14 protein-coding genes are annotated in these 19,836 nt (G+C 56.2%); 8 read left to right on the top strand and 6 right to left on the bottom strand.

The features are described 5' to 3' along the window. The first annotated feature begins 37 nt into the window (after positions 1-37). Positions 38-787, top strand: a complete 750-nt coding sequence (locus tag BS300_RS17495) for a transporter substrate-binding domain-containing protein (protein ID WP_071914301.1) — start codon at positions 38-40, stop codon at positions 785-787. Between the two features lie 98 nt (positions 788-885). Here the strand turns inward: BS300_RS17495 and BS300_RS17490 are convergent, their stop codons facing one another. Both BS300_RS17490 and BS300_RS17485 read right to left on the bottom strand, forming a co-directional pair. After that, positions 886-2,001, bottom strand: a complete 1,116-nt coding sequence (locus BS300_RS17490) for a glycosyltransferase family 9 protein (RefSeq protein ID WP_071914299.1) — start codon at positions 1,999-2,001, stop codon at positions 886-888. Between the two features lie 70 nt (positions 2,002-2,071). Continuing rightward, entirely contained in the window at positions 2,072-2,953 is an 882-nt protein-coding gene (locus BS300_RS17485) for a LysR family transcriptional regulator (protein WP_071914297.1), read from the bottom strand. 157 nt (positions 2,954-3,110) lie between these two features. On the opposite strand from BS300_RS17485, the gene BS300_RS17480 reads away from it, so the two are divergent. The 4 genes from BS300_RS17480 to pflB all read left to right on the top strand — a co-directional run bounded on the left by BS300_RS17480 (position 3,111) and on the right by pflB (position 10,076). Further along, entirely contained in the window at positions 3,111-4,544 is a 1,434-nt protein-coding gene (locus BS300_RS17480; protein ID WP_021231363.1) for a glycoside hydrolase family 1 protein, read from the top strand. Between the two features lie 201 nt (positions 4,545-4,745). Further along, on the top strand, positions 4,746-6,506 hold the full coding sequence (gene ycaO, locus BS300_RS17475) for a 30S ribosomal protein S12 methylthiotransferase accessory factor YcaO (protein ID WP_071914295.1): 1,761 nt from the start codon (positions 4,746-4,748) through the stop codon (positions 6,504-6,506). Between the two features lie 392 nt (positions 6,507-6,898). Then, entirely contained in the window at positions 6,899-7,747 is an 849-nt protein-coding gene (focA, locus tag BS300_RS17470) for a formate transporter FocA (protein ID WP_041210327.1), read from the top strand. A gap of 46 nt (positions 7,748-7,793) precedes the next feature. Continuing rightward, entirely contained in the window at positions 7,794-10,076 is a 2,283-nt protein-coding gene (pflB, locus tag BS300_RS17465; protein WP_033114694.1) for a formate C-acetyltransferase, read from the top strand. Between the two features lie 277 nt (positions 10,077-10,353). Here pflB and BS300_RS17460 read toward each other — a convergent pair whose 3' ends face one another. Continuing rightward, positions 10,354-10,788, bottom strand: coding sequence for a YcgN family cysteine cluster protein (locus tag BS300_RS17460; protein WP_042032055.1), 435 nt, complete (start codon positions 10,786-10,788; stop codon positions 10,354-10,356). A gap of 255 nt (positions 10,789-11,043) precedes the next feature. Beyond that, the gene (locus BS300_RS17455; protein ID WP_071914293.1) at positions 11,044-11,529 is read right to left on the bottom strand and encodes a cell division inhibitor; all 486 of its coding nucleotides are present in this window, start codon (positions 11,527-11,529) and stop codon (positions 11,044-11,046) included. A gap of 230 nt (positions 11,530-11,759) precedes the next feature. Here BS300_RS17455 and BS300_RS17450 point away from each other — a divergent pair, with 230 nt between their 5' ends. Both BS300_RS17450 and BS300_RS17445 read left to right on the top strand, forming a co-directional pair. After that, entirely contained in the window at positions 11,760-11,957 is a 198-nt protein-coding gene (locus tag BS300_RS17450) for a DUF4250 domain-containing protein (protein ID WP_043852128.1), read from the top strand. A gap of 377 nt (positions 11,958-12,334) precedes the next feature. Then, positions 12,335-14,809, top strand: a complete 2,475-nt coding sequence (locus BS300_RS17445) for a glycogen/starch/alpha-glucan phosphorylase (RefSeq protein WP_071914291.1) — start codon at positions 12,335-12,337, stop codon at positions 14,807-14,809. A 64-nt stretch (positions 14,810-14,873) separates the two neighbouring features. Here BS300_RS17445 and BS300_RS17440 read toward each other — a convergent pair whose 3' ends face one another. Both BS300_RS17440 and trxC read right to left on the bottom strand, forming a co-directional pair. Next, a complete protein-coding gene (locus BS300_RS17440; RefSeq protein ID WP_071914289.1) occupies positions 14,874-16,256 on the bottom strand; it encodes a DASS family sodium-coupled anion symporter in 1,383 nt (460 codons plus the stop codon). A 150-nt stretch (positions 16,257-16,406) separates the two neighbouring features. Beyond that, on the bottom strand, positions 16,407-16,841 hold the full coding sequence (gene trxC, locus BS300_RS17435; protein ID WP_071914287.1) for a thioredoxin TrxC: 435 nt from the start codon (positions 16,839-16,841) through the stop codon (positions 16,407-16,409). Between the two features lie 153 nt (positions 16,842-16,994). Here trxC and BS300_RS17430 point away from each other — a divergent pair, with 153 nt between their 5' ends. Continuing rightward, positions 16,995-19,799 (top strand): response regulator, encoded by a 2,805-nt coding sequence (locus BS300_RS17430; protein ID WP_071914285.1) that lies wholly within the window; start codon positions 16,995-16,997, stop codon positions 19,797-19,799. The last annotated feature ends 37 nt before the right edge of the window (positions 19,800-19,836 follow it).

Below are 19,836 nucleotides of genomic sequence, written 5' to 3'. Positions count from 1 at the left end.
AGGCTCAGAGTTGGCAGGAGTGGATGGAGTCGCGGCCATGGGTGTTGGTATTAGGATCGCAATCCTGTGGGGATTGCTGATGTGGCAGAGTGTCTGGGCGGTGCCAGCGGCCGAGTTGAAGATGGTCTATTTTGACGACTTTGCCCCATATTCGTGGCGTGACGAACAGGGGAATATGCGCGGGCTGATGATCGATGTGATGGAGCGGGTGGTCGCGCAGATGGGGCTGCGGGTGCACCACGAAGGCTATCCGTGGCAACGGGCGCAGAAGATGGTGCGTCTGGCGCAGGCCGATGGTTTTGTGACCGTTGCCACCCGCGAGCGGCGCAGCTATACCCTGGTTGTGGAAGAGCCGGTCACTACGACGACCCTGACGATATTTACGCCGCGCGCTCATCCCCATATGCAAGAGTTCCTGCAAGCCAAACATCTGGGGGATCTCAAGGCGTTCACCTTTCTCGACTATCTGGGCAATGGCTGGGGCAAGGAGAACCTGGCCAGCTTCACCGTTCATCAGACCATCAATGTTGATAACGTCTTCAAAATGCTGGCTGCGGGTCGTGGGGACCTGATGGTAACAGACCCACTGGTCGCACGCTTCAAACTCAACAAGCTGGGGCTGGCCAATCAGGTGGTTGAAGTGCCACTGGTGCTTGAGTCGACACCGTTTAACCTCTGCATCGGCAAACACTCCCGCTTCAATACTCGGATCACCGAGTTCAACAGGGCTTTGCAGCAGTTGCGGCAAAGTGGCGAGCTGGCGCGCATTGAAGCCCGCTATCGTTGAACCCTGATGACACAAGTCGTTTCAACCTGGGGGCTAAAAACGAAAGAGGGAAGGAGCAAGCCTTCCCTCTTTCGCTGCATCAACGACAAGCACCGGGATTAGCACGCTTGCTGCAGATTGAGTGGCTGGGGGGCGGATTGTTCGATAAACAGTGGCGCGGACGGCAAGGATGGGCGCTCACGCTCCAGCACCCTGTTTAGCCACTGGCGGTCGAGGGCGATCTGGTTGCGATCAGTCACCACCAGATTGTGGTGCTGGGCACCGAGGCAGCCGTAGTGGCGCGGATCTGTCTGGGTAAAGAGGCCAAGACAAGGGACACCACTGGCGGCGGCCAGATGCAGCGGACCGGTATCGCAACTGACAAAGAGAGTGAGCCCAGCGGTGACGGCCGCAAATTCGCACAGACTGGTGAGCGAGAGGGTGGCATCGCCGACCAGAGGCAGTGGCGCTGCCGGGTCGTTGAACTGGATCATCACCGCATCGGGAGCTTGCCGGCGCAATTGGGCCAGCAGTCGTTGCCACTGAATGGGGGAGAGCCCCTTGCCTTTGCGGGCGCCGGTAAAAAAGCCGATAAGCGGTTGCCCCGGGTGCGCTCTGGCCAGCTCCGCCAGCTGGGGATGGCAGGTCGCCATGGGCAGTCCCAGCGCTATCTGCTGCTCGGGACCCGCATCCACACCCAGCAGGCGCAGCGGGCGGTAGGCGTAGTGGCGATCTTCTTCGATGGGGTCCGGACGGGCGAAGATCGCATCCCCTTTGGCATCGTCAAATCCCCGTTTTTCGCAGCCACGCACCCAGGCGGCCAGCAGGTGGTCGGTGCTGGAGGCGAACGGCACATATACCCGGTCGTAGCGCTGCTGGCGCAGTTGCCAAAGGGCGGGCAGGGCACTGATCAACCCTTTCCCCTGCAATCTGATCAGATGAATGCGGTGCAGGTTGAGGGCAGTAAACAGGGGGAGCAGTGGCCCCTTGCTGCAAACCAGCTCGATCTCGGCGCCGGGGTGGGACTTTTGTACTTGCTGCAGGAAGGGGAGCAAAAAGAGGTTGTTGCCAATCCGGTTGTTGCTGCGAACCACAAGAATGCGGCGAGGGGGCGCTTCACCGGGTGGCAGCAGGGAGCCTCGGGCCAGCCAGGCGAGGAGCGAGCGTTCGATGCCGGATGTCCATTGGCGGCGCTGACCGTCGAAGCGGCGCAGTATGTCTCTGACTTTTTTCATGGGGGCGTACTCGGGCTGAGAAGAATGCCCCCTAAATAGACACAGGGATTCTTAAGAAATTATTAATTTTTTAATCAGAAAGGAGATTTTCCCCCGTTATGTGATCGGTAACCGTCTGCCAGAAGGCGTCAGCCAGTGGCGAGTGACTATTTGGCGGACGGATGAGGCCAATCGCCCAGCATGCCTCGCTCTCCGTTAAAGGCAGGGTGATCACATCCGGGTGCTCTATGGTGGTGGAGGAGGGCACCAGGGTCCAGGCGATCCCGGCGGCGGCGGTGGCGACGCCCGCTGCGAAGTCGTTTACGTACTGGATCCCCTGAAAGCGCAGCCCGCTCTGGGCCAGATAGTTCATCAGGTGATCGTAAAACGATGGCGCCTTGTCCCGGCGCAGGATTGCCAGCGGCTTATCCACCAGATCTGCCAATTTCCTCACCTCCCGATAGCTGGCGGGCAGCACGGCGACGAAGTGGGCTCGCTCGACCGGCATGGCGTGCCACCCCTTGGGGGCAGGCAGGCGGCAAAAACCGAGATCCAGCTTGCCCTCGCTCAGCGCCAGCAACTGGTGGTGGGTGGAGAGATCGTTGAGCTCAATGGTCACCTGCGGTCGCTCGGCGCGAAAGCGGGCGATGACCGCAGGCACCAGGATCTTGGTGGCCACGCCAAAACCGATACGCAGGGTGCCGACATTGCCCGCCAGCACATCGCGGGCGGTGCGGGAGAGCTGCTCGCTCTGGATGACCACTGCGCGGGCATCCTCATACAGCGCCCTGCCCAGTCCGGTGAGGCGAGTGGTACTGGCATTGCGCTCGAACAATTCGCCACCCAGCTCCTCCTCCAGCCGCCTGATCTGTTTGCTCAGGGCCGATTGAGTAACATGCTGGCGCACCGCCGCCTGGCCGAAGTGCAGTACCTCCCCCAGAGTGACGAAGGCTTTCAGATCCCGTAGCTCCACAGCGGCTCCTTTCATTCCTGTTAGGAATGTTGAGTGGTCATATTTGTCATTGGACGGAATTCTAGAACTGTTCGATGCTATTGCCAATTCAATTGGGTGCCGCCAGCCGGCGCAATCGAGGTGGCCAGGACCACCGCCGCAGAAGGAGCAACACCAGATGCATCACCACAAGTTCAACGACTTCCCGAGCGATTTTCTGTGGGGCGCCGCCTCCGCAGCCTATCAGGTGGAGGGAGGCTGGAATGCCGATGGCAAGGGGCCCTCGGTGTGGGATCTCTTCACCAAGCTGCCGGGCAAGACCTTTGAGGGGAGCAACGGCGATGTGGCGGTGGATCACTACCACCGCATGGAAGAGGACGTGGCGCTGATGGCCGAGATGGGGCTCAAGGCCTATCGCTTCTCGGTGAGCTGGCCGCGCATCTATCCCACCGGTCGGGGGGAGGTGAACGAGGCGGGTCTGGCTTTCTACGAGAAGCTGATCGACACCCTCTTGGCCCACCAGATTGAGCCGGTGCTGACCCTCTACCACTGGGATCTGCCGCAGGCGCTGCAGGATGAGTACGGCGGCTGGGAAGACCGACGCATTATCGAGGATTTCGAGCGCTACTGCGTAACCCTCTATCAGCGCTTTGCCGGCAAGGTGAAGTACTGGGTCTCCCTCAACGAGCAGAACTACAACCTGACCAACGCCTATCAGCTCGGCACCCATCCGCCTGCCGTGCAGGATCGCAAGCGCTTCTTTGCCGCCAACCACATCGCCTTTCTGGCCAATGCCCGGGTTATCAAGGCGTTTCGCCAGCATGTGCCGAATGGCTTGATTGGCCCGAGCTTTGCCTACTCTCCTGCCTATCCGGCATCGTGCGACCCGAAAGATATGCTGGCTTACGAGAACGCCGAGGAGTTCAACAACCTCTGGTGGCTGGACGCCTACTGCTTTGGCCGCTATCCGCAGGCGGCGCTCGCTTACTTGCGGGAAAACGGTGAGGCGCCCGAGATCCTGCCGGGCGATATGGAGTTGCTGCGCGAAGGGACGCCCGACTACATTGGCGTCAACTACTACTACACCCTGACCTACACCGATAACCCCTTGGGTGGTCAGACCCTGCAGCGGATCAACACCACCGGCAAGAAGGGCACCACGCCGTCCAGCGGCATTCCCGGCCTCTACAAGACGGCGCCCAATCCGCACCTTGAGACCAGCAACTGGGACTGGGCCATCGACCCGACCGGGATGCGCATCGCCCTGCGTCGCCTCTCTTCCCGTTACGGTTTGCCGCTGATGATCACCGAGAACGGCCTTGGCGAGTTCGACAAGCTGGAGGCGGGCGACAAGGTGAACGATGAGTACCGCATCGATTATCTGCGCAGCCACGTCAAGGCGTGCCAGGAGGCGATGCAGGACGGGGTGGAACTGCTCGGCTACTGCGCCTGGTCGTTCACCGACATCCTGAGCTGGCTCAACGGCTACCAGAAGCGTTACGGCTTCGTCTATGTAGAGCGTGACGAGCAGGGGGGCTCCCTTCGCCGGATCAAGAAGGCGAGTTTCCACTGGTACAGCCAGGTGATCGCCAGCCAGGGCAAGCAGCTCTGACGATGTATCGCTTTGCGTAACAAGCGGGCCCGGGTAATCCCCGGGCCCGTTTGCTTTGGTTGTCATCTTTGGCCGAGAGAGGAGAGGGGGCCGGAAGTGGGGTGCATTGCTTACCGTTTGCTGATTTTTGTCCTGCCAAAGCCGGCGACCCCTGCTATTATCTGCGGCCAAACATGAGCCAATAAAAATCAGGATATCGTGATGACTGACCACACTTTTATTCCCGGCAAGGACGCGGCGCTGGAAGACTCCATCGAACGCTTCCAGACCAAGCTGCAAGCCCTGGGCTTTGATATCGAAGAGGCCTCCTGGCTCAACCCCGTGCCGAACGTCTGGTCGGTGCATATTCGGGACAAGGAGTGCTCCCTCTGCTTTACCAACGGCAAGGGGGCCAGCAAGAAGGCGGCACTTGCCTCCGCTCTGGGTGAGTATTTCGAGCGTCTCTCCACCAACTACTTCTTCGCCGACTTCTATCTGGGCGAGCAGGTCGCCAACGGCGATTTCGTTCACTACCCGAACGAGAAGTGGTTCCCCATCGAAGGGGATCAACTGCCAGCTGGTCTGCTCGACAGCTTCACCCGCAAGTTCTACAACCCGGATGGCGAAGTGACCGCCGAGATGCTGGTGGATCTGCAATCGGGAAATGAGGAGCGCGGCATCGTCGCTCTGCCGTTCGAGCGCCAGTCCGATCACGAGACCGTCTACATCCCGATGAACATCATCGGCAACCTCTATGTTTCCAACGGCATGAGCGCTGGCAACACCAAGACAGAAGCGCGCACCCAGGCGCTCTCCGAAGTGTTCGAGCGCCACGTGAAGAACAGGATCATCGCCGAGGCCATCAGCCTGCCGTTGATCCCGGACGAGGTCATTGCCCGTTATCCGGGGATTGCCGCCTCCATCGCGGCGCTCGAAGCGGAAGGCTTCCCCATTTACAGCTTCGATGCCTCTCTGGGTGGCCGTTATCCGGTCATCTGCGTGGTGCTGCTCAACCCGAGCAATGGCACCTGCTTTGCCTCTTTCGGCGCCCACCCGCGCTTTGAAGTGGCCTTCGAACGTACCGTGACCGAGTTGCTGCAGGGCCGTGGTCTCAAGGATCTCGACGTGTTTGTGCCGCCCTCATTCGACAACGAGCAGGTGGCGGATCACCACAACCTCGAGACCCACTTCATCGACTCTTCCGGCCTTATCAGTTGGGATCTGTTCAAGGAAGAGGCCGACTTCGAGTTTGCCGACTGGGACTTCCGCGGCACCTCGCAGGAAGAGTTCGATCACCTGATCGGCATCTTCCACGAGCTGGAGCAGCCGGTCTATATCGCCGATTACGAGCACCTGGGCGTCTACGCCTGCCGTATCCTGGTGCCCGGCATGTCCGACATCTATCCGGCCGAAGATCTGCTGCTGGCCAACAACACCATGGGAGCCCATCTGCGCGAGACCATCCTGGCGCTGCCATCACTTGATTGGGATGCCGAGCAGTATATGGCGTTGTTTGATCAACTGGACGAAGAGGGGCATGACGAGCGTACGCGGGTGCGCGAGCTGCTGGGCATCGCTGCCGCCAAGGGCACCGCGCTGCACACCCTGCGTGTTGGCGAGCTGAAAGCCATGCTGGCGCTGGCTGCCGGTGAGCTGGAGACTGCTCTCGATCTCATCGATTGGACCATGGAGTTCAACCAGTCGGTGTTCCCGGCCGAACGTGCCAGCTACTATCGTGCCCTGCGCGCCTGCGTCGAGCTTTTCCTCGACGAGGAGCGCGACCCCGAGCAGTATCGCGCCGTGTTCACCCGTATGTATGGTGAGGAGACGCTGGCACAGGCCTGGGCCAACGCCAGTGGCGAAGCGCGTTTCCACGGGCTGGAGGCGGCTGACTTGTCGCTTTCCCAATTCCCGCTGCACCAGAAGCTGCTGGCGGCTTACGAGAAGCTGCAAAAGGCCAAGCGTGCCCATCAGTGGTCATAAATATACATTGACAATGTGTGAGTAAAGGAGGGGCCGGTTGGCCCCTTCTGTTTGATGCAGATAAGCGATGTCGTTGTTATTCAAAGATGAAATAAAAAACAAAAAATACCTCTAAGGGGGTTGCAGGCAGGGCAGGGGGCATGCTTCGGAACTGCAAAGATATCTTGCCAATGCATGGTTTATGTGGCGAACTATAAATTCTTTAAAATCATTACATTAAAAATCCAACACTTCTGTTTCAGCTGAAACCTGGTGTAAACTGGCGTAGCCATGCGGCTCAAATATTTGTAGTAAAATTACAATCGCACACTGATAAATTTGATCGATGTCAATTTTGGCCATTTGGCCCTTTGTTATGATTTCAACAGGCAAAACATTCAGGTAGATCATAATTGAAAGCTGAATCCCCATTCGATTGTCTCAAGCCCGAAGCCATCGCTGCACTGGCTGAAGACATCACCTACGCCAAGGCTACCAAGCCGGCATACAAGGTCATTCCACTGGCCATTACCGCAGGCGCTTTCATCGCCATCGCATTTATCTTCTACATCACAGTGACTACCGGAACCGGTTCCATGCCTTGGGGTATGGCCAAGCTGGTCGGCGGTCTCTGCTTCTCTCTCGGACTTATTCTCTGCGTACTGCTCGGTGCTGAGCTGTTCACCTCCACCACCCTGACGCTGGTAGCCAAAGCGGCCAACCGGATCAGCTGGGCCCAGCTGCTCAAGAACTGGGGGCTGGTCTACTTCGGCAACCTGATTGGCGGTCTGCTGATGGTGGCGCTGATCATCGTTTCTGCCGAGTACACAGCAGCGGACGGCCAGTGGGGTCTGAATGCCCTGAAAGTGGCTCAGCACAAAATTCACCACACCTTCTTCGAAGCGGTGGCGCTCGGTATCCTCTGTAACCTGATGGTATGTCTGGCTGCCTGGATGGCATTCGGTGCCCGCAGCGCGACTGACAAGGTAGTGGTTATGCTGCTGCCGGTTGCCATGTTCGTTGCCTCAGGTTTCGAGCACAGCATCGCAAACATGTTTATGATTCCGGTTGGCATCGCTATCCATAGCGTGGCTGGCCCGGAGTTTTGGCAGGCCATCGGCCAGGATCCGGCAACCTTTGCTGACCTGACCGTATCCAACTTCGTCCTACACAACCTCATCCCCGTGACCATCGGCAATATCATCGGTGGTGGCGTGATGGTTGGTCTGACTTACTGGTTTATCTTCCGTCGTCATCATTAAGGATGATTGCGGGATACTACATCAATACCGTGTGAGGTAATGAAAAATGGCAGAACTTAACGAACAGTTCCAAAAAGCATGGGAAGGCTTCGCGGCCGGTGAATGGCAGACCTCTGTCAACACCCGTGACTTCATCCAGAAGAACTACACCCCGTATGAAGGTGACGAGTCCTTCCTGGCTGGCGCGACCGAAGCGACCACCAAGCTGTGGGACAAGGTCATGGAAGGGATCAAAATCGAGAACCGCACTCACGCGCCGGTCGATTTTGATACTGACCTGCCCTCCACCATTACCGCACACGATGCCGGTTATATCGATCAGAGCCTGGAGCAGATCGTTGGTCTGCAGACTGACAAGCCGCTGAAGCGCGCCATCATCGCCAACGGCGGTATCAAGATGGTTAAAACTTCTTGCGAAGTGTACGGTCGTCAACTGGACCCGATGGTCGAGAAGATCTTCACCGAGTACCGCAAGACTCACAACCAGGGCGTGTTTGACGTTTACACCAAAGACATCCTGAACTGCCGTAAGTCTGGTGTTATCACCGGTCTGCCGGATGCCTACGGCCGTGGCCGTATCATCGGTGACTACCGTCGCGTCGCTCTGTACGGTATCGACTTCCTGATGGCCGACAAACTGGCCCAGTTCAAGTCCCTGCAAGCTGACTTGGAAAACGGCGTCAACTTGGAAGCTACCATCCGTCTGCGCGAAGAGATCTCCGAGCAGCACCGTGCCCTGGCACAGATGAAGGTGATGGCTGCCAAGTACGGTTGCGATATCTCCGTACCGGCCAAGAACGCCAAAGAAGCCGTACAGTGGACCTACTTCGCCTACCTGGCGGCAGTCAAGTCCCAGAACGGTGCAGCCATGTCCTTCGGTCGTACCTCCAGCTTCCTGGACATCTACATCGAGCGTGACCTGCAGAAAGGCCTGATCACCGAGCAAGAAGCCCAGGAGCTGATGGACCACATGGTCATGAAGCTGCGTATGGTTCGCTTCCTGCGTACCCCGGAATACGATTCACTGTTCTCCGGCGACCCGATGTGGGCTACCGAGACCCTGGCTGGTATGGGCGTTGATGGCCGTACCCTGGTCACCAAGAACAGCTTCCGTATGCTGAACACCCTGTACACCATGGGCCCGTCCCCTGAGCCGAACCTGACCATCCTGTGGTCCGAGAAGCTGCCGGTCGGTTTCAAGAAGTACTGTGCTAAGGTATCCATCGAGACCTCTTCCGTTCAGTACGAGAACGACGATCTGATGCGTCCGGATTTCAACAACGATGACTACGCCATCGCTTGCTGTGTATCCCCGATGATCGTTGGTAAGCAGATGCAGTTCTTTGGTGCTCGTGCCAACCTGGCCAAGACCATGCTGTATGCAATCAACGGTGGTATGGACGAGAAGCTCAAGATCCAGGTCGGTCCGAAAACCGAGATGGTCAAGTCCGAGTACCTCGACTACAACGACGTGATGGATCGTCTGGATCACTTCATGGATTGGCTGGCCAAGCAATACGTTGCTGCGCTGAACATCATCCACTACATGCACGACAAGTACAGCTACGAAGCCTCTCTGATGGCGCTGCACGACCGTGACGTATATCGCACCATGGCGTGTGGTATCGCGGGTCTGTCCGTAGCAGCTGACTCCCTGTCTGCTATCAAGTACGCCAAGGTCAAGCCGGTTCGTGACGAAGATGGCGTTGCCATCGACTTCGAAATCGACGGCGAATACCCGCAGTTCGGTAACAATGACGCTCGCGTCGATGACATCGCCTGTGACCTGGTTGAGCGCTTCATGAAGAAGATTCAGAAGCTGAACACCTACCGTGGTGCTGTTGCTACCCAGTCTGTTCTGACCATCACCTCCAACGTGGTATATGGCAAGAAGACCGGTAACACCCCGGATGGCCGTCGTGCCGGTGCTCCGTTCGGCCCGGGTGCCAACCCGATGCACGGTCGTGACCAGAAAGGTGCTGTTGCATCCCTGACTTCCGTTGCCAAGCTGCCGTTCGCTTACGCTAAAGATGGTATCTCCTATACCTTCTCCATCGTGCCGAACGCACTGGGTAAAGATATGGAAGCCCAGAAAGCCAACCTGGCTGGCCTGATGGACGGTTACTTCCACCACGAATCCAACGTAGAGGGTGGTCAGCACCTGAACGTTAACGTGATGAACCGTGAAATGCTGCTGGACGCCATGGAAAACCCGGAGAAATATCCGCAGTTGACCATCCGCGTATCCGGTTATGCCGTTCGCTTCAACTCTTTGACCAAAGAGCAACAGCAAGACGTCATCACCCGTACCTTCACCGCCGCTCTGTAATAGAGTCGCAGTGAGCAAAAACCGGCGCCAAGGCGCCGGTTTTTTTATGTCTCCATCTTGCCGGATTGGAGGGTTTTGTTAGTCTGCCTCTGCCTCTGCCTCTGCCTCTGCCTCTGCCTCTGCTTGGCATGAGTCTGATTGTGAGGGGCGGGCATGTGCATCATGCCCGTCAAATCAACGTGAATACTCTACCCGGATGGGCAGCATGTCTGGCAGAAACAACAAGGGCCGCACCATGTGCAGCCCTTGTTGTTTCAGATATTGCAGATTGAGCGCGTTAGCTGGCCCAGGTGATGATGTGGTCAATCCATTCACCCGCCTCATCTTCGTGGATCACCTTGCCACGTACGGATTGTCCCGCTTGATGCATGGCTGAACGGCTACCTGTCAGCAGGGGATGCCACTCTGGCAAGGGGTGCCCTTCGGCAAGCAGGCGGTAAGCGCAAGTGGAGGGGAGCCAGTCATACTCGGCAATCTTGTCGTGGGTGATCTGCAGGCAATCCGGTTCTTTCTTGAAGCGGTTCATATAGTCGGAGCACTGGCAGGTTTTGGTGTTGAGCAGGTTGCAGGCTACGTTGGTGAACACCAGCTCTTCGGTATCTTCATCGATCAGCTTGTTGAGGCAGCATTTGCCGCAACCATCGCAGAGGGATTCCCATTCGGATTCAGTCATCTGCTGCAGACTCTTGGTCTGCCAAAAGGGGGCTTGCATCATACCGCTCACTTAATACACCTGATAAAACGCGTGGTTATACCCCTTGTCCCCCGGCATTTCAAGATGAGCGTACCAATGGCGAGAAAATATGAGTGAACTCGATATATTGCCTGGAGCCATAAGGTGCCTGAGTTGGCGTCATGTTCATTGTACCGTCTGTTTTAACCATCTCTTTCCAGACTCTTTGAGTGCCTATCAACTTCACTCGAGTGGGGGTGAAGAAGGTGCTATCAAGAGGAGCTCGACCCTGGCTCAGTGATTGAGATAGATATCCTGCTCGCCATAACTCATCCGTTTACCGTTCACAGCAATACGTTTGGCGCCAAAGAAGCAGGCCAATATGCCTGACTGCTGGCCAAGACGCTGTAATTTTGCGTGATCCAGCTCGATCTGTTCGGGCAGCCAGGTAAAGACCGCTGCACAATGCCCCTGACAAAGGCTACGCTCCAGTGTCTGTTGCCAGTTCTTGATTTTCGGGCTGTGTACGATCAGCACCCGTTTCGGGTCTATACCACGCTCTTGCAAGCGGTTGGCCGCAGGACGGCCGGGTGGGGCGATCAACAGGATCCATCCGGTATGGTTGTTACCGATGCGGGTCAATTCATCCAGAAACTGTTCGTCAGAGTGAATACGCACGTTGGCTGTGGCCGATCCCGCTTTGCAGAGGATCCTTGTTGGCCATGGACGGCTGATGGTGCTGCTCATTACGACAGAGGGAGAGTGCAGAGTCTGGTTCATATTCTTTATCCTGTATGAAAATACAAGCTGTATGCGCATACAGTAGTTCTGTTCTGGGTACCTGACAAGTTGTTTTTAAAGAAATATGTGATCGCTACGATGCAAATATCCTTTAAGCGATTGATTTTAAATAGGTACATATTCTATTGAATGGTGGTGTTTTTTTGTTCTATGGACAAACGCTGGTGTACCACCCATGGTTATACAGGTCGTCAAGAGGAGGAGCCGAGATGGATATCAGCACGTTGCAGCGTCTGGATGCCAACATTTTGCTGGGCATCATCAATGAGAAATTGCGGCTTGAATGTGATGGATTGGAGGAGTTGCTGGCCTATTACGACATGAGTGAGGAGCAGCTGGCGGTGCGGTTGGGCCAGATTGGATATCACTATGATCCTTTGAGCAATCAGTTCAAGGCACACACCTGATGGTGCAATGCAGGTTTCATATTTGCCTTGTAGCATATATCGGCGCATTGAAATCGCTTTCAATGCGCCGTTTCAGTGTCTATTTTCAAGGATTTTCAAAGCCTGGCAATCGTTGAAAACCTATTCACGTTATTTTATTTTAACTTTAAACATAACCTATTGATAAAGGTGGTTATTTTTTATGAATGGCAACGAGTAAAAGGAAAGGGTTTTCACGCTTTCGGGGCGGTTTTCATCGGTTAAAGTGTGACTTGCGTTAACTTTTAATTGTGCGGCTTTCGTTAGTATTCTCACGCCGGTACATATTTTGAGATAACAACAGCGCCGGTCCCGATCCTCGGGATAACAATTTTATTTGTAACGAAGGAATATGGTTTATGGCTACCAAGAAGAAGACAGACCAGGATCTCCAACTGGATAAAGATCAGCTCAAGGCGAGTATCGTGCGTCACCTGCGTTCTACCTTGGGAACAAGCGAACAGAAAGCCTCTCACGATGCATGGTGGAAAGCCACCGCAGCGGCGGTCAACGAACAGGTTTACGAGCGCCTGACCCGCACTCAGCAGACTCACTTCAAGAAAGATACTCGTGCTATTCACTATCTCTCTGCTGAATTCCTGATGGGGCGTCTGACCTCCAACAACCTGCACAACCTCTCTCTTTACAAGATTTGTGAAGAGGCGCTGAGCGAACTCGGTCTGGATCTGACCGACCTGTGTGAACAAGAGCCCGATATGGCGCTCGGCAATGGTGGCCTGGGTCGTCTGGCAGCCTGCTTCATCGACTCGCTGGCAACCCTGAACTACCCGGCTGTGGGCTACGGTATCCACTACGAACACGGTCTGTTCCGTCAGGAGATCCAGGATGGCCGCCAGATTGAGCGTCCAGACTCCTGGCGTGAATACGGCAACCCTTGGGAGATCTGCCGTCCGGAGTCGGTACAAGAAGTCCCCCTCTATGGCTATGTCGAGACCGTCTTCGGTGATAACGGCGGTTTGAAGAAGGTGTGGCACGCGGGTCGCAAGATCAAAGGGGTGCCTTGGGATATCCCGGTCGTCGGTTTTGGCGGCAGTACCGTCAACATCCTGCGTCTGTGGGAATCCCGAGCCTCCGAGTTTTTTGACTGGGACGTGTTCAACGCCGGTGGTTACATTGACTCCCAGGCAGAGAAAGCACAGGCCGAAACCATCTCCAAGGTGCTCTATCCGAACGATGAGACCGATGCCGGTAAAGAGCTGCGTCTGATCCAGCAGTACTTTTTCTGCGCCTGCTCCATCAAGGACATCATGCGCCGCTACAAGCGGGTGCATGAGAGCGACTTCAGCAATTTCGCGGCCCAAATCGCTATCCAGCTCAACGATACTCACCCCACTATCGCCATTCCCGAACTGATGCGAGTGCTGGTGGATGAAGAGGGGCTGGACTGGGCGGCCGCCTGGGAGATCAGCTATCAGGTCTTCTCCTACACCAACCACACCCTGCTGCCGGAAGCGCTGGAGAAGTGGTCTGTCAGCCTGTTCGAGAAGGTATTGCCACGCCATCTCGAGATCATTTATGAGATCAACGCCCGTTTCCTGAACGAGCTGGTCGAACCCAAGTGGCCCGGTAACGATGCCATTAAAGCCAAACTCTCCATCATCGAAGAGGGGAGTGTACGCAAGGTGCGCATGGGCAACCTCTGCGTCATCGGCTCTTCCAAAGTGAACGGCGTTGCGGAGATCCACTCCAAGCTGGTCAAGGAAGATCTCTTCCCCGAGTATGCCGAGCTGTGGCCGGAGAAAATGTGCAACGTGACCAACGGCGTGACGCCGCGTCGCTGGCTGCTGGCCTGCAACCCGGAACTGGCTGCACTCTATAACGAGGTGGTGGGCAAGGAGTGGCCGCTGCAGCTGGACAAGCTGCGTGGTGTCGTGAAGTTTGCCGACGACAAAGCGTTCCAGAAGCAGTTCATGACCATCAAGCGGCACAACAAAGAGAAGCTGGTCAAGGTCATCAAGGCGGAAACCGGCATTGATGTCAGCGCCGAGGCGATCTTCGATGTCCAGATCAAGCGTCTGCACGAGTACAAGCGTCAGCAGCTGAACCTTATCCACATCATGGCGCTCTACCGTCGTTTGCTGGCCAACCCGGACTATGACATGCATCCGCGCGTGTTCATCTTTGGCTCCAAAGCGGCGCCCGGTTACAAGCTGGCCAAAGACATCATCTATGCCATCAACAAGTTGGCGGATCGGGTCAACAATGACACCCGTATTCAGGGCAAGTTGAAAGTGGTGTTCATGCCGAACTACCGCGTGAGCCTGGCCGAGAAGCTGATCCCGGCTGCTGATGTCTCCGAGCAGATCTCTACTGCTGGCTATGAAGCGTCCGGTACCGGCAACATGAAGATGGCCCTCAACGGTGCCATCACCATCGGTACGCTGGACGGCGCCAACATCGAGATCGCGGAAGAGGCGGGTGCTGAAAACTGCGCCATCTTCGGTCTGAACGTGGATGAGGTGAAGGCCCTGAAAGGCCGCGGTTACAACCCGTATGACTTCTACTATGCGAACTCAGAGCTGAAAGCTGTGTTGGACTGGTTTGACACCGACTACTTCACTCCGGGTCGTCCGGGTGAGCTGGCTTCCATCAAGCGCTCCTTGCTGGAAGGGGGTGACCCTTACCTGACACTGGCAGACTTCCAGTCCTACTCCGATGCGCACAAGCTGATCGATACCTGGTATCGCGATCCGGCGTTGTGGGCTAAGAAGGCCATCATCAACTCGGCTACCATGGGCAAGTTCAACTCGGACCGCTCCATTCAGGACTATGTAGAGCGGATCTGGAACCTGAAACGCTGCTCCGTCAACTAACGGTTCACGGCAATAAAAAACCCCCGCAATGCGGGGGTTTTGTTTATCCGGGGGTTAGTGGATATCAGAGGATATCGCCGACAAAGAAAGCCAGCATAGCCAGCAGCACAGTGAAGACCAGATTCAATGACATACCGGCTTTCATCATCTCTTGCTGGCGGATATGGCCGCTGGCAAAGACGATGGCATTGGGCGGCGTTGCGACTGGCAGCATAAAGGCGCAAGAGGCACCGATAGCGATGAGAACCGCCATGACGACGGGAGAGACGCCCAGTGCTTCAGCCACACCGGCAAAGAGCGGGATCAGCAGCGCTGCGGTCGCGGTATTGGAGACCAGCTCGGTCAGAAAGACCACGAAAGCGGCGAGCAGCAGCAGGATCACGAAAATGTTGGCATGAGAGAGGACGGCCGACAGATGTTCCGCCAGAAAGGCGCTGGTGCCGGTGGCCTTGAGGATGGCGCTCAGGGTCAGGCCGCCGCCAAACAGCATCAACACGCCCCAGTCGGTGTTCTTGTTCACGTCATCCCAACTGGCGACGCGGCTGACTACGATGGCAACGATGGCCCCCATGGCGATCAGGGTATCGAGTTGAGGTATCCCGCCAAAGGCGTTGGAGATAGGTTGCGAACCGATCCACAGCACCACAGTGGTCAGGAAGATAGCCAGGGTAACTTTGCGCTCGCGGGTCCAGTTGATGGTGACATCCTGCAGTTCAACCTTGTGGTTGAGCTGCGGGCGAGTGACCAGATAGAGCAGGGCAATGCCGCAAGGCATCAGGATAAGGACGACCGGGATCCCGAACTTCATCCAGTCGGTGAAGCCGATCCCCATCTGGGCGGCAGCAATCGCGTTGGGCGGGCTGCCCACCAGGGTGCCGATACCGCCGATGCTGGCGCTGTAGGCGATACCAAGCAGCACGAACACGAAGGTGGCACGATTCTTTTTGCTATCAAGGCGGGTCAGCATGCCGATCGCCAGTGGCAGCATCATGGCGGTGGTGGCGGTGTTGCTGATCCACATGGACATGGCGGCGGTAATGGTGAAGAGCAAAATGACGCCCCAGCCAAGGTGCCCGTTGGCCAGATGCATCACCTTGCCAGCCATCAGGGTGTCCAGTCCCTGTTTGGAGAGGGCGGCAGCCAGTGCGAAGCCACCGAAAAAGAGGAAAAGGATCGGGTTGGCGAAGTCGGTGAGTGACTTGCTCATGTCAAAGACCCCGAGCACGGTCGCGAGCAGAGGTACCAGCAGTGCGGTGATGGTGACATGGAGGGCTTCAGTCAGCCAGAGGATGGCGATGAAGACCAGAATACCCAACCCCTTGTTGACCATGGGGTCAAACGGTAGCCAGGCGAGCATGGCGCAGAGCAGCAGGACATCCAGGATAACTATCCCTGATTTGACATCCAGCCAGCGAGATGAGGCTGAGGGTACAGCAGATGTGTGCATAATGTTCTCTCGGTTAATTTATGGTTGTTTTTGTGTTGCCGAGACTACATCTCTTCACCTGGGTGAAACAGGCCTGTGTGCCGAAAATCAGTCACTACTCACAGAGTGATTGATTAATCGGCGCGAAATTAAACATGTGCGCAACATCCATCAAACGTTGACGAATTGCTCCAGCCACTGTTTGAACATGCTCTTGGGCAGTGAACCGTTGACTTGCGCCACCATCTTGCCCTGTTTGAAGACCATCAGCGTGGGGATACTACGAATGGCGTAGCGTGCCGCGATGCTGGTTTGCTGCTCGGTATCCACTTTGACAAAGCGCATTTGTGGTTCCATTTCGTGAGCCACTTCGTGAAACACGGGGGCAAATTGTTGGCAAGGGCCGCACCAGCTGGCCCAGAAATCGACGACAACCGGAATGTCGGAGCTGATGAGAGTATCGAACTGGTTGTCACGACCGAGAGTCGGGGTCTGGCCAAAAAGCGCGGCTTTGCAGTGGCCACACTTGGCTGAATGGTCGATATGGTCCTCAGGCAGGCGGTTTCTGGTAAAGCAGTGGCTACAATAAGTAGTGACAAATGACATAATTGGCTCCTGTAGATGTATTCTGATGGGGAGATTTACTGCCCAATCAGCGCCGCGCCACGGTAACACAATGGCCGGCAGGAGTGGATCATGCTCCCGGGGTTCATTACCCTGCAGGATAATTCAGCGACCACAGTTGAGAGTCGAGACGGGATGAACAAAGGATCACGGAAAAACCGTGTGCTGCTTGGGCTGGTTGTGGCCTTGCTGCTCGCGTTTTCGGGATACTGCTGGCAGTTGCTCAGTCAGCAGCAGCAAGCTGAGGATATGAGTACCGCAGCAGAGGTTGTGCTGAACCGGATTAATTCGGACACCGTCTATTTGCTTGGACGGGAGCAGGCCAATGACACCAACGTCCAGCAGCGCCTCAGCCAGTTATCTGCAAATCTGGATAGCTTTGTGCGTATGGTTCGCAGTGATCCACTGCTCATCTCTTTTCCCCTTTCCCAGACTCTGTTGCAGGATATGGACTCCTATCTGATGGAGCTGGCCCAGCTCCATGCCATGGAGATGGCGATAGAGTACATTCAGCAGCCATTCCAGCTGCAACTGCACAAGGTACTGGCACTGCCACAGGCAGACGACACCTTGCAGAGCAATCTCAAGGAGCTGGCACAGTTGGGGTCATTCCTGCAAAAAAGCTGGAGTAAAGAGGAGCAGGAGCAGCTGACCCTGCTGCAGCAACAATTGACAACCCGCTATCGCGATCAGCCAGACATTATTGCTTTGGTTCAGTTGAGTGCAGATCTGAGTCGCCAGGTGGTTGCGTATCACACATTGCGTAACAGGCTGATCGACATGCATGTGGTTGATACTCTGGTGCGCTGGAAACTCGATCGGCTTGAGTGTGCCGCCAAACTGATGAACCGCTTCTATCTGATGGTGCTCGGGGGGGCTTTGATTTGCTTTGGTCTGGTGGCCTATACGCTGTGGCGGAGAAATCAGAAGCTGAGTGAGCTCTCTCACCAGACCGGTCTGCTGGCGCAGGCCAAAAGCGATTTTCTGGCCAACATGAGCCACGAGATCCGCACGCCCATGAATGCCATCATCGGTTTCAGTTCGCTGGCCCTGCAAACCGAGCTGGATCAACAGCAAAGGGACTACCTTGGCAAGATCAAATCCTCTTCCGATACCTTGCTGCTGCTGATCAACGATATCCTCGATTTGACCAAGGTGGAATCAGGCAAGCTGACGCTGGAAGAGATTGATTTCGATCTCAGCGAGCAGCTGGATTCGCTGGCGGGCATGTTTGCCGATCTGGCTGAACGCAAACATGTCGAGGTGATCATCTGCAAATCTTCCGATGTGCCGGTTTTCCTGCGTGGTGATCCCCTGCGTCTGGGGCAGGTGCTGGTCAACTTGGTCAATAACGCTATCAAGTTTACCGAGCGTGGTGAGGTGGAAGTGTCGATTAGTTTGGCCAGCGCGCATCCCATGCGGATCCGCTTCAGTATCCGTGATACCGGTATCGGGATTGCGGAGGATAAGCAGGCTCATTTGTTTCAGGCGTTTACCCAGATTGATGCCAGTAATACCAGAAAATATGGCGGTTCCGGCCTTGGCCTTAACATCTCCCAGCGCCTGGTGGAACTGATGGGCGGGCGGATCTCGGTGCAGAGTAAACCCGGGGTCGGTTCGCTGTTCCAGTTTGATATTCCCATGACTCAGGCTGTTTATGGCGTGGCCGGTCGTAAAGTTTTCTTCGAACATCAACCGCTGGTGCTGGTGATGGATGACAACGAGCTGGTGCTGGATCTGGCCAAAGATATCCTGACCCGCGCCGGAGTCAGAGTGCTTGCAGTCAATTCGCTTTCCCGTGCTCGTCAGGTGTTGCGGGAAGAGGGGCAGAGCCTGAAGCTGGCTATTCTCGACTGGCGGATGGGGCAGGAGGATGGGCTGGATCTGGCCCTCGAGATGTATCAGCACAGCCAGTGGCGCCGTATTCCTATTCTGATGATCAGTGCCTGGTCCAGAGATGGTCTGCACGGCAAGATGGAAAGCATCGGGCTGACCCATTTCCTGCCCAAGCCGATGACTGAAAACTCCCTGCTGGCCAAGGTCGATGAGCTGCTCAACGGCAGCTCTTATGAACACCACTTGCGGCAAGCGGAAGCGCAAGGCGATCAGCAGCATTTCAAATCTCTGCTGCAGGGAACCCGGGTGTTGCTTGCCGAAGACAACCGGGTTAACCAGCAACTCATTATCGAATACCTGCGCCGGGTGGATGCTGTCGTGACCGTGGTCAACAATGGCCGCGAAGCTGTAGAGCGCGTTGCCGAGCAGCCGTTTGATGTCATCCTGATGGATCTGCAGATGCCGGTGCTCGATGGCCTCGATGCTACCCGCCAGATCCGCAAGATGGTCGACAAGCACGATGTGCCCATCATAGCGCTGACCGCCAGTGCCATGCCGGGGGACAAGGAGCGTTGTCTGGGGGTCGGGATGAATGGTTATGTCACCAAACCGGTCAGCAAGCTCGATCTTTACAACAACCTGCTGCAGTGGGTAAAACCACAAGAGCTGGAGCAGAGCGGTATGCTGGAGGTAAAACCGCCCGACATGATGGGGGTGCTAGACCTGCAGGATGCGCTCAAGCGGCTGGAGCAGGACAAGGAGGCACTGCAGATCCTCTTCAAGCTCTTCATGTCGGAGCACAAGGATGATCTATGGGAGATCCGCTCGGCCTTGCGCCGTCAGCAGCCGGATGTCGCGTGCAAACTGCTGCACACCCTCAAGGGGGTGTCGGCCAATATCTCCGCAGCCCGTCTGCAGGTAGTTGCTGGCGAGCTGGAGTGGAGGCTGCGGCAAAACGAGGTGCTGAGCGAAGCAGATCTTGAGCAACTGCAACAGGTATTCAGCCAGACCAGAGAGGAGGTATCCCACTTTCTTCTGACCGGTGAGCAGCATGAAAATACGTATAATCCCTATGCAACAGGTGATGATCGCCCCTCTCAGTGAATTAAATAGTAATTATTCTCATACCCCCTGGTTCGGG

Origin of the sequence: Aeromonas sp. SCS5 (genome assembly GCF_001887375.1) — a bacterium.
GTDB lineage: Bacteria > Pseudomonadota > Gammaproteobacteria > Enterobacterales > Aeromonadaceae > Aeromonas > Aeromonas jandaei.
This window is presented reverse-complemented; position numbering and strand designations above follow the sequence as displayed.

What these genes read in the sequence shown, in the direction of transcription:
- BS300_RS17455 (WP_071914293.1), bottom strand. Translation starts at nt 11,529, where the DNA reads ATGAACCAGACTCTGCACTCTCCCTCTGTCGTAATGAGCAGCACCATC.
- BS300_RS17445 (WP_071914291.1), top strand. Translation starts at nt 12,335, where the DNA reads ATGGCTACCAAGAAGAAGACAGACCAGGATCTCCAACTGGATAAAGAT.
- BS300_RS17480 (WP_021231363.1), top strand. Translation starts at nt 3,111, where the DNA reads ATGCATCACCACAAGTTCAACGACTTCCCGAGCGATTTTCTGTGGGGC.
- trxC (WP_071914287.1), bottom strand. Translation starts at nt 16,841, where the DNA reads ATGTCATTTGTCACTACTTATTGTAGCCACTGCTTTACCAGAAACCGC.
- ycaO (WP_071914295.1), top strand. Translation starts at nt 4,746, where the DNA reads ATGACTGACCACACTTTTATTCCCGGCAAGGACGCGGCGCTGGAAGAC.
- BS300_RS17440 (WP_071914289.1), bottom strand. Translation starts at nt 16,256, where the DNA reads ATGCACACATCTGCTGTACCCTCAGCCTCATCTCGCTGGCTGGATGTC.
- BS300_RS17430 (WP_071914285.1), top strand. Translation starts at nt 16,995, where the DNA reads ATGAACAAAGGATCACGGAAAAACCGTGTGCTGCTTGGGCTGGTTGTG.
- BS300_RS17490 (WP_071914299.1), bottom strand. Translation starts at nt 2,001, where the DNA reads ATGAAAAAAGTCAGAGACATACTGCGCCGCTTCGACGGTCAGCGCCGC.
- pflB (WP_033114694.1), top strand. Translation starts at nt 7,794, where the DNA reads ATGGCAGAACTTAACGAACAGTTCCAAAAAGCATGGGAAGGCTTCGCG.
- BS300_RS17495 (WP_071914301.1), top strand. Translation starts at nt 38, where the DNA reads ATGGGTGTTGGTATTAGGATCGCAATCCTGTGGGGATTGCTGATGTGG.
- BS300_RS17450 (WP_043852128.1), top strand. Translation starts at nt 11,760, where the DNA reads ATGGATATCAGCACGTTGCAGCGTCTGGATGCCAACATTTTGCTGGGC.
- BS300_RS17460 (WP_042032055.1), bottom strand. Translation starts at nt 10,788, where the DNA reads ATGCAAGCCCCCTTTTGGCAGACCAAGAGTCTGCAGCAGATGACTGAA.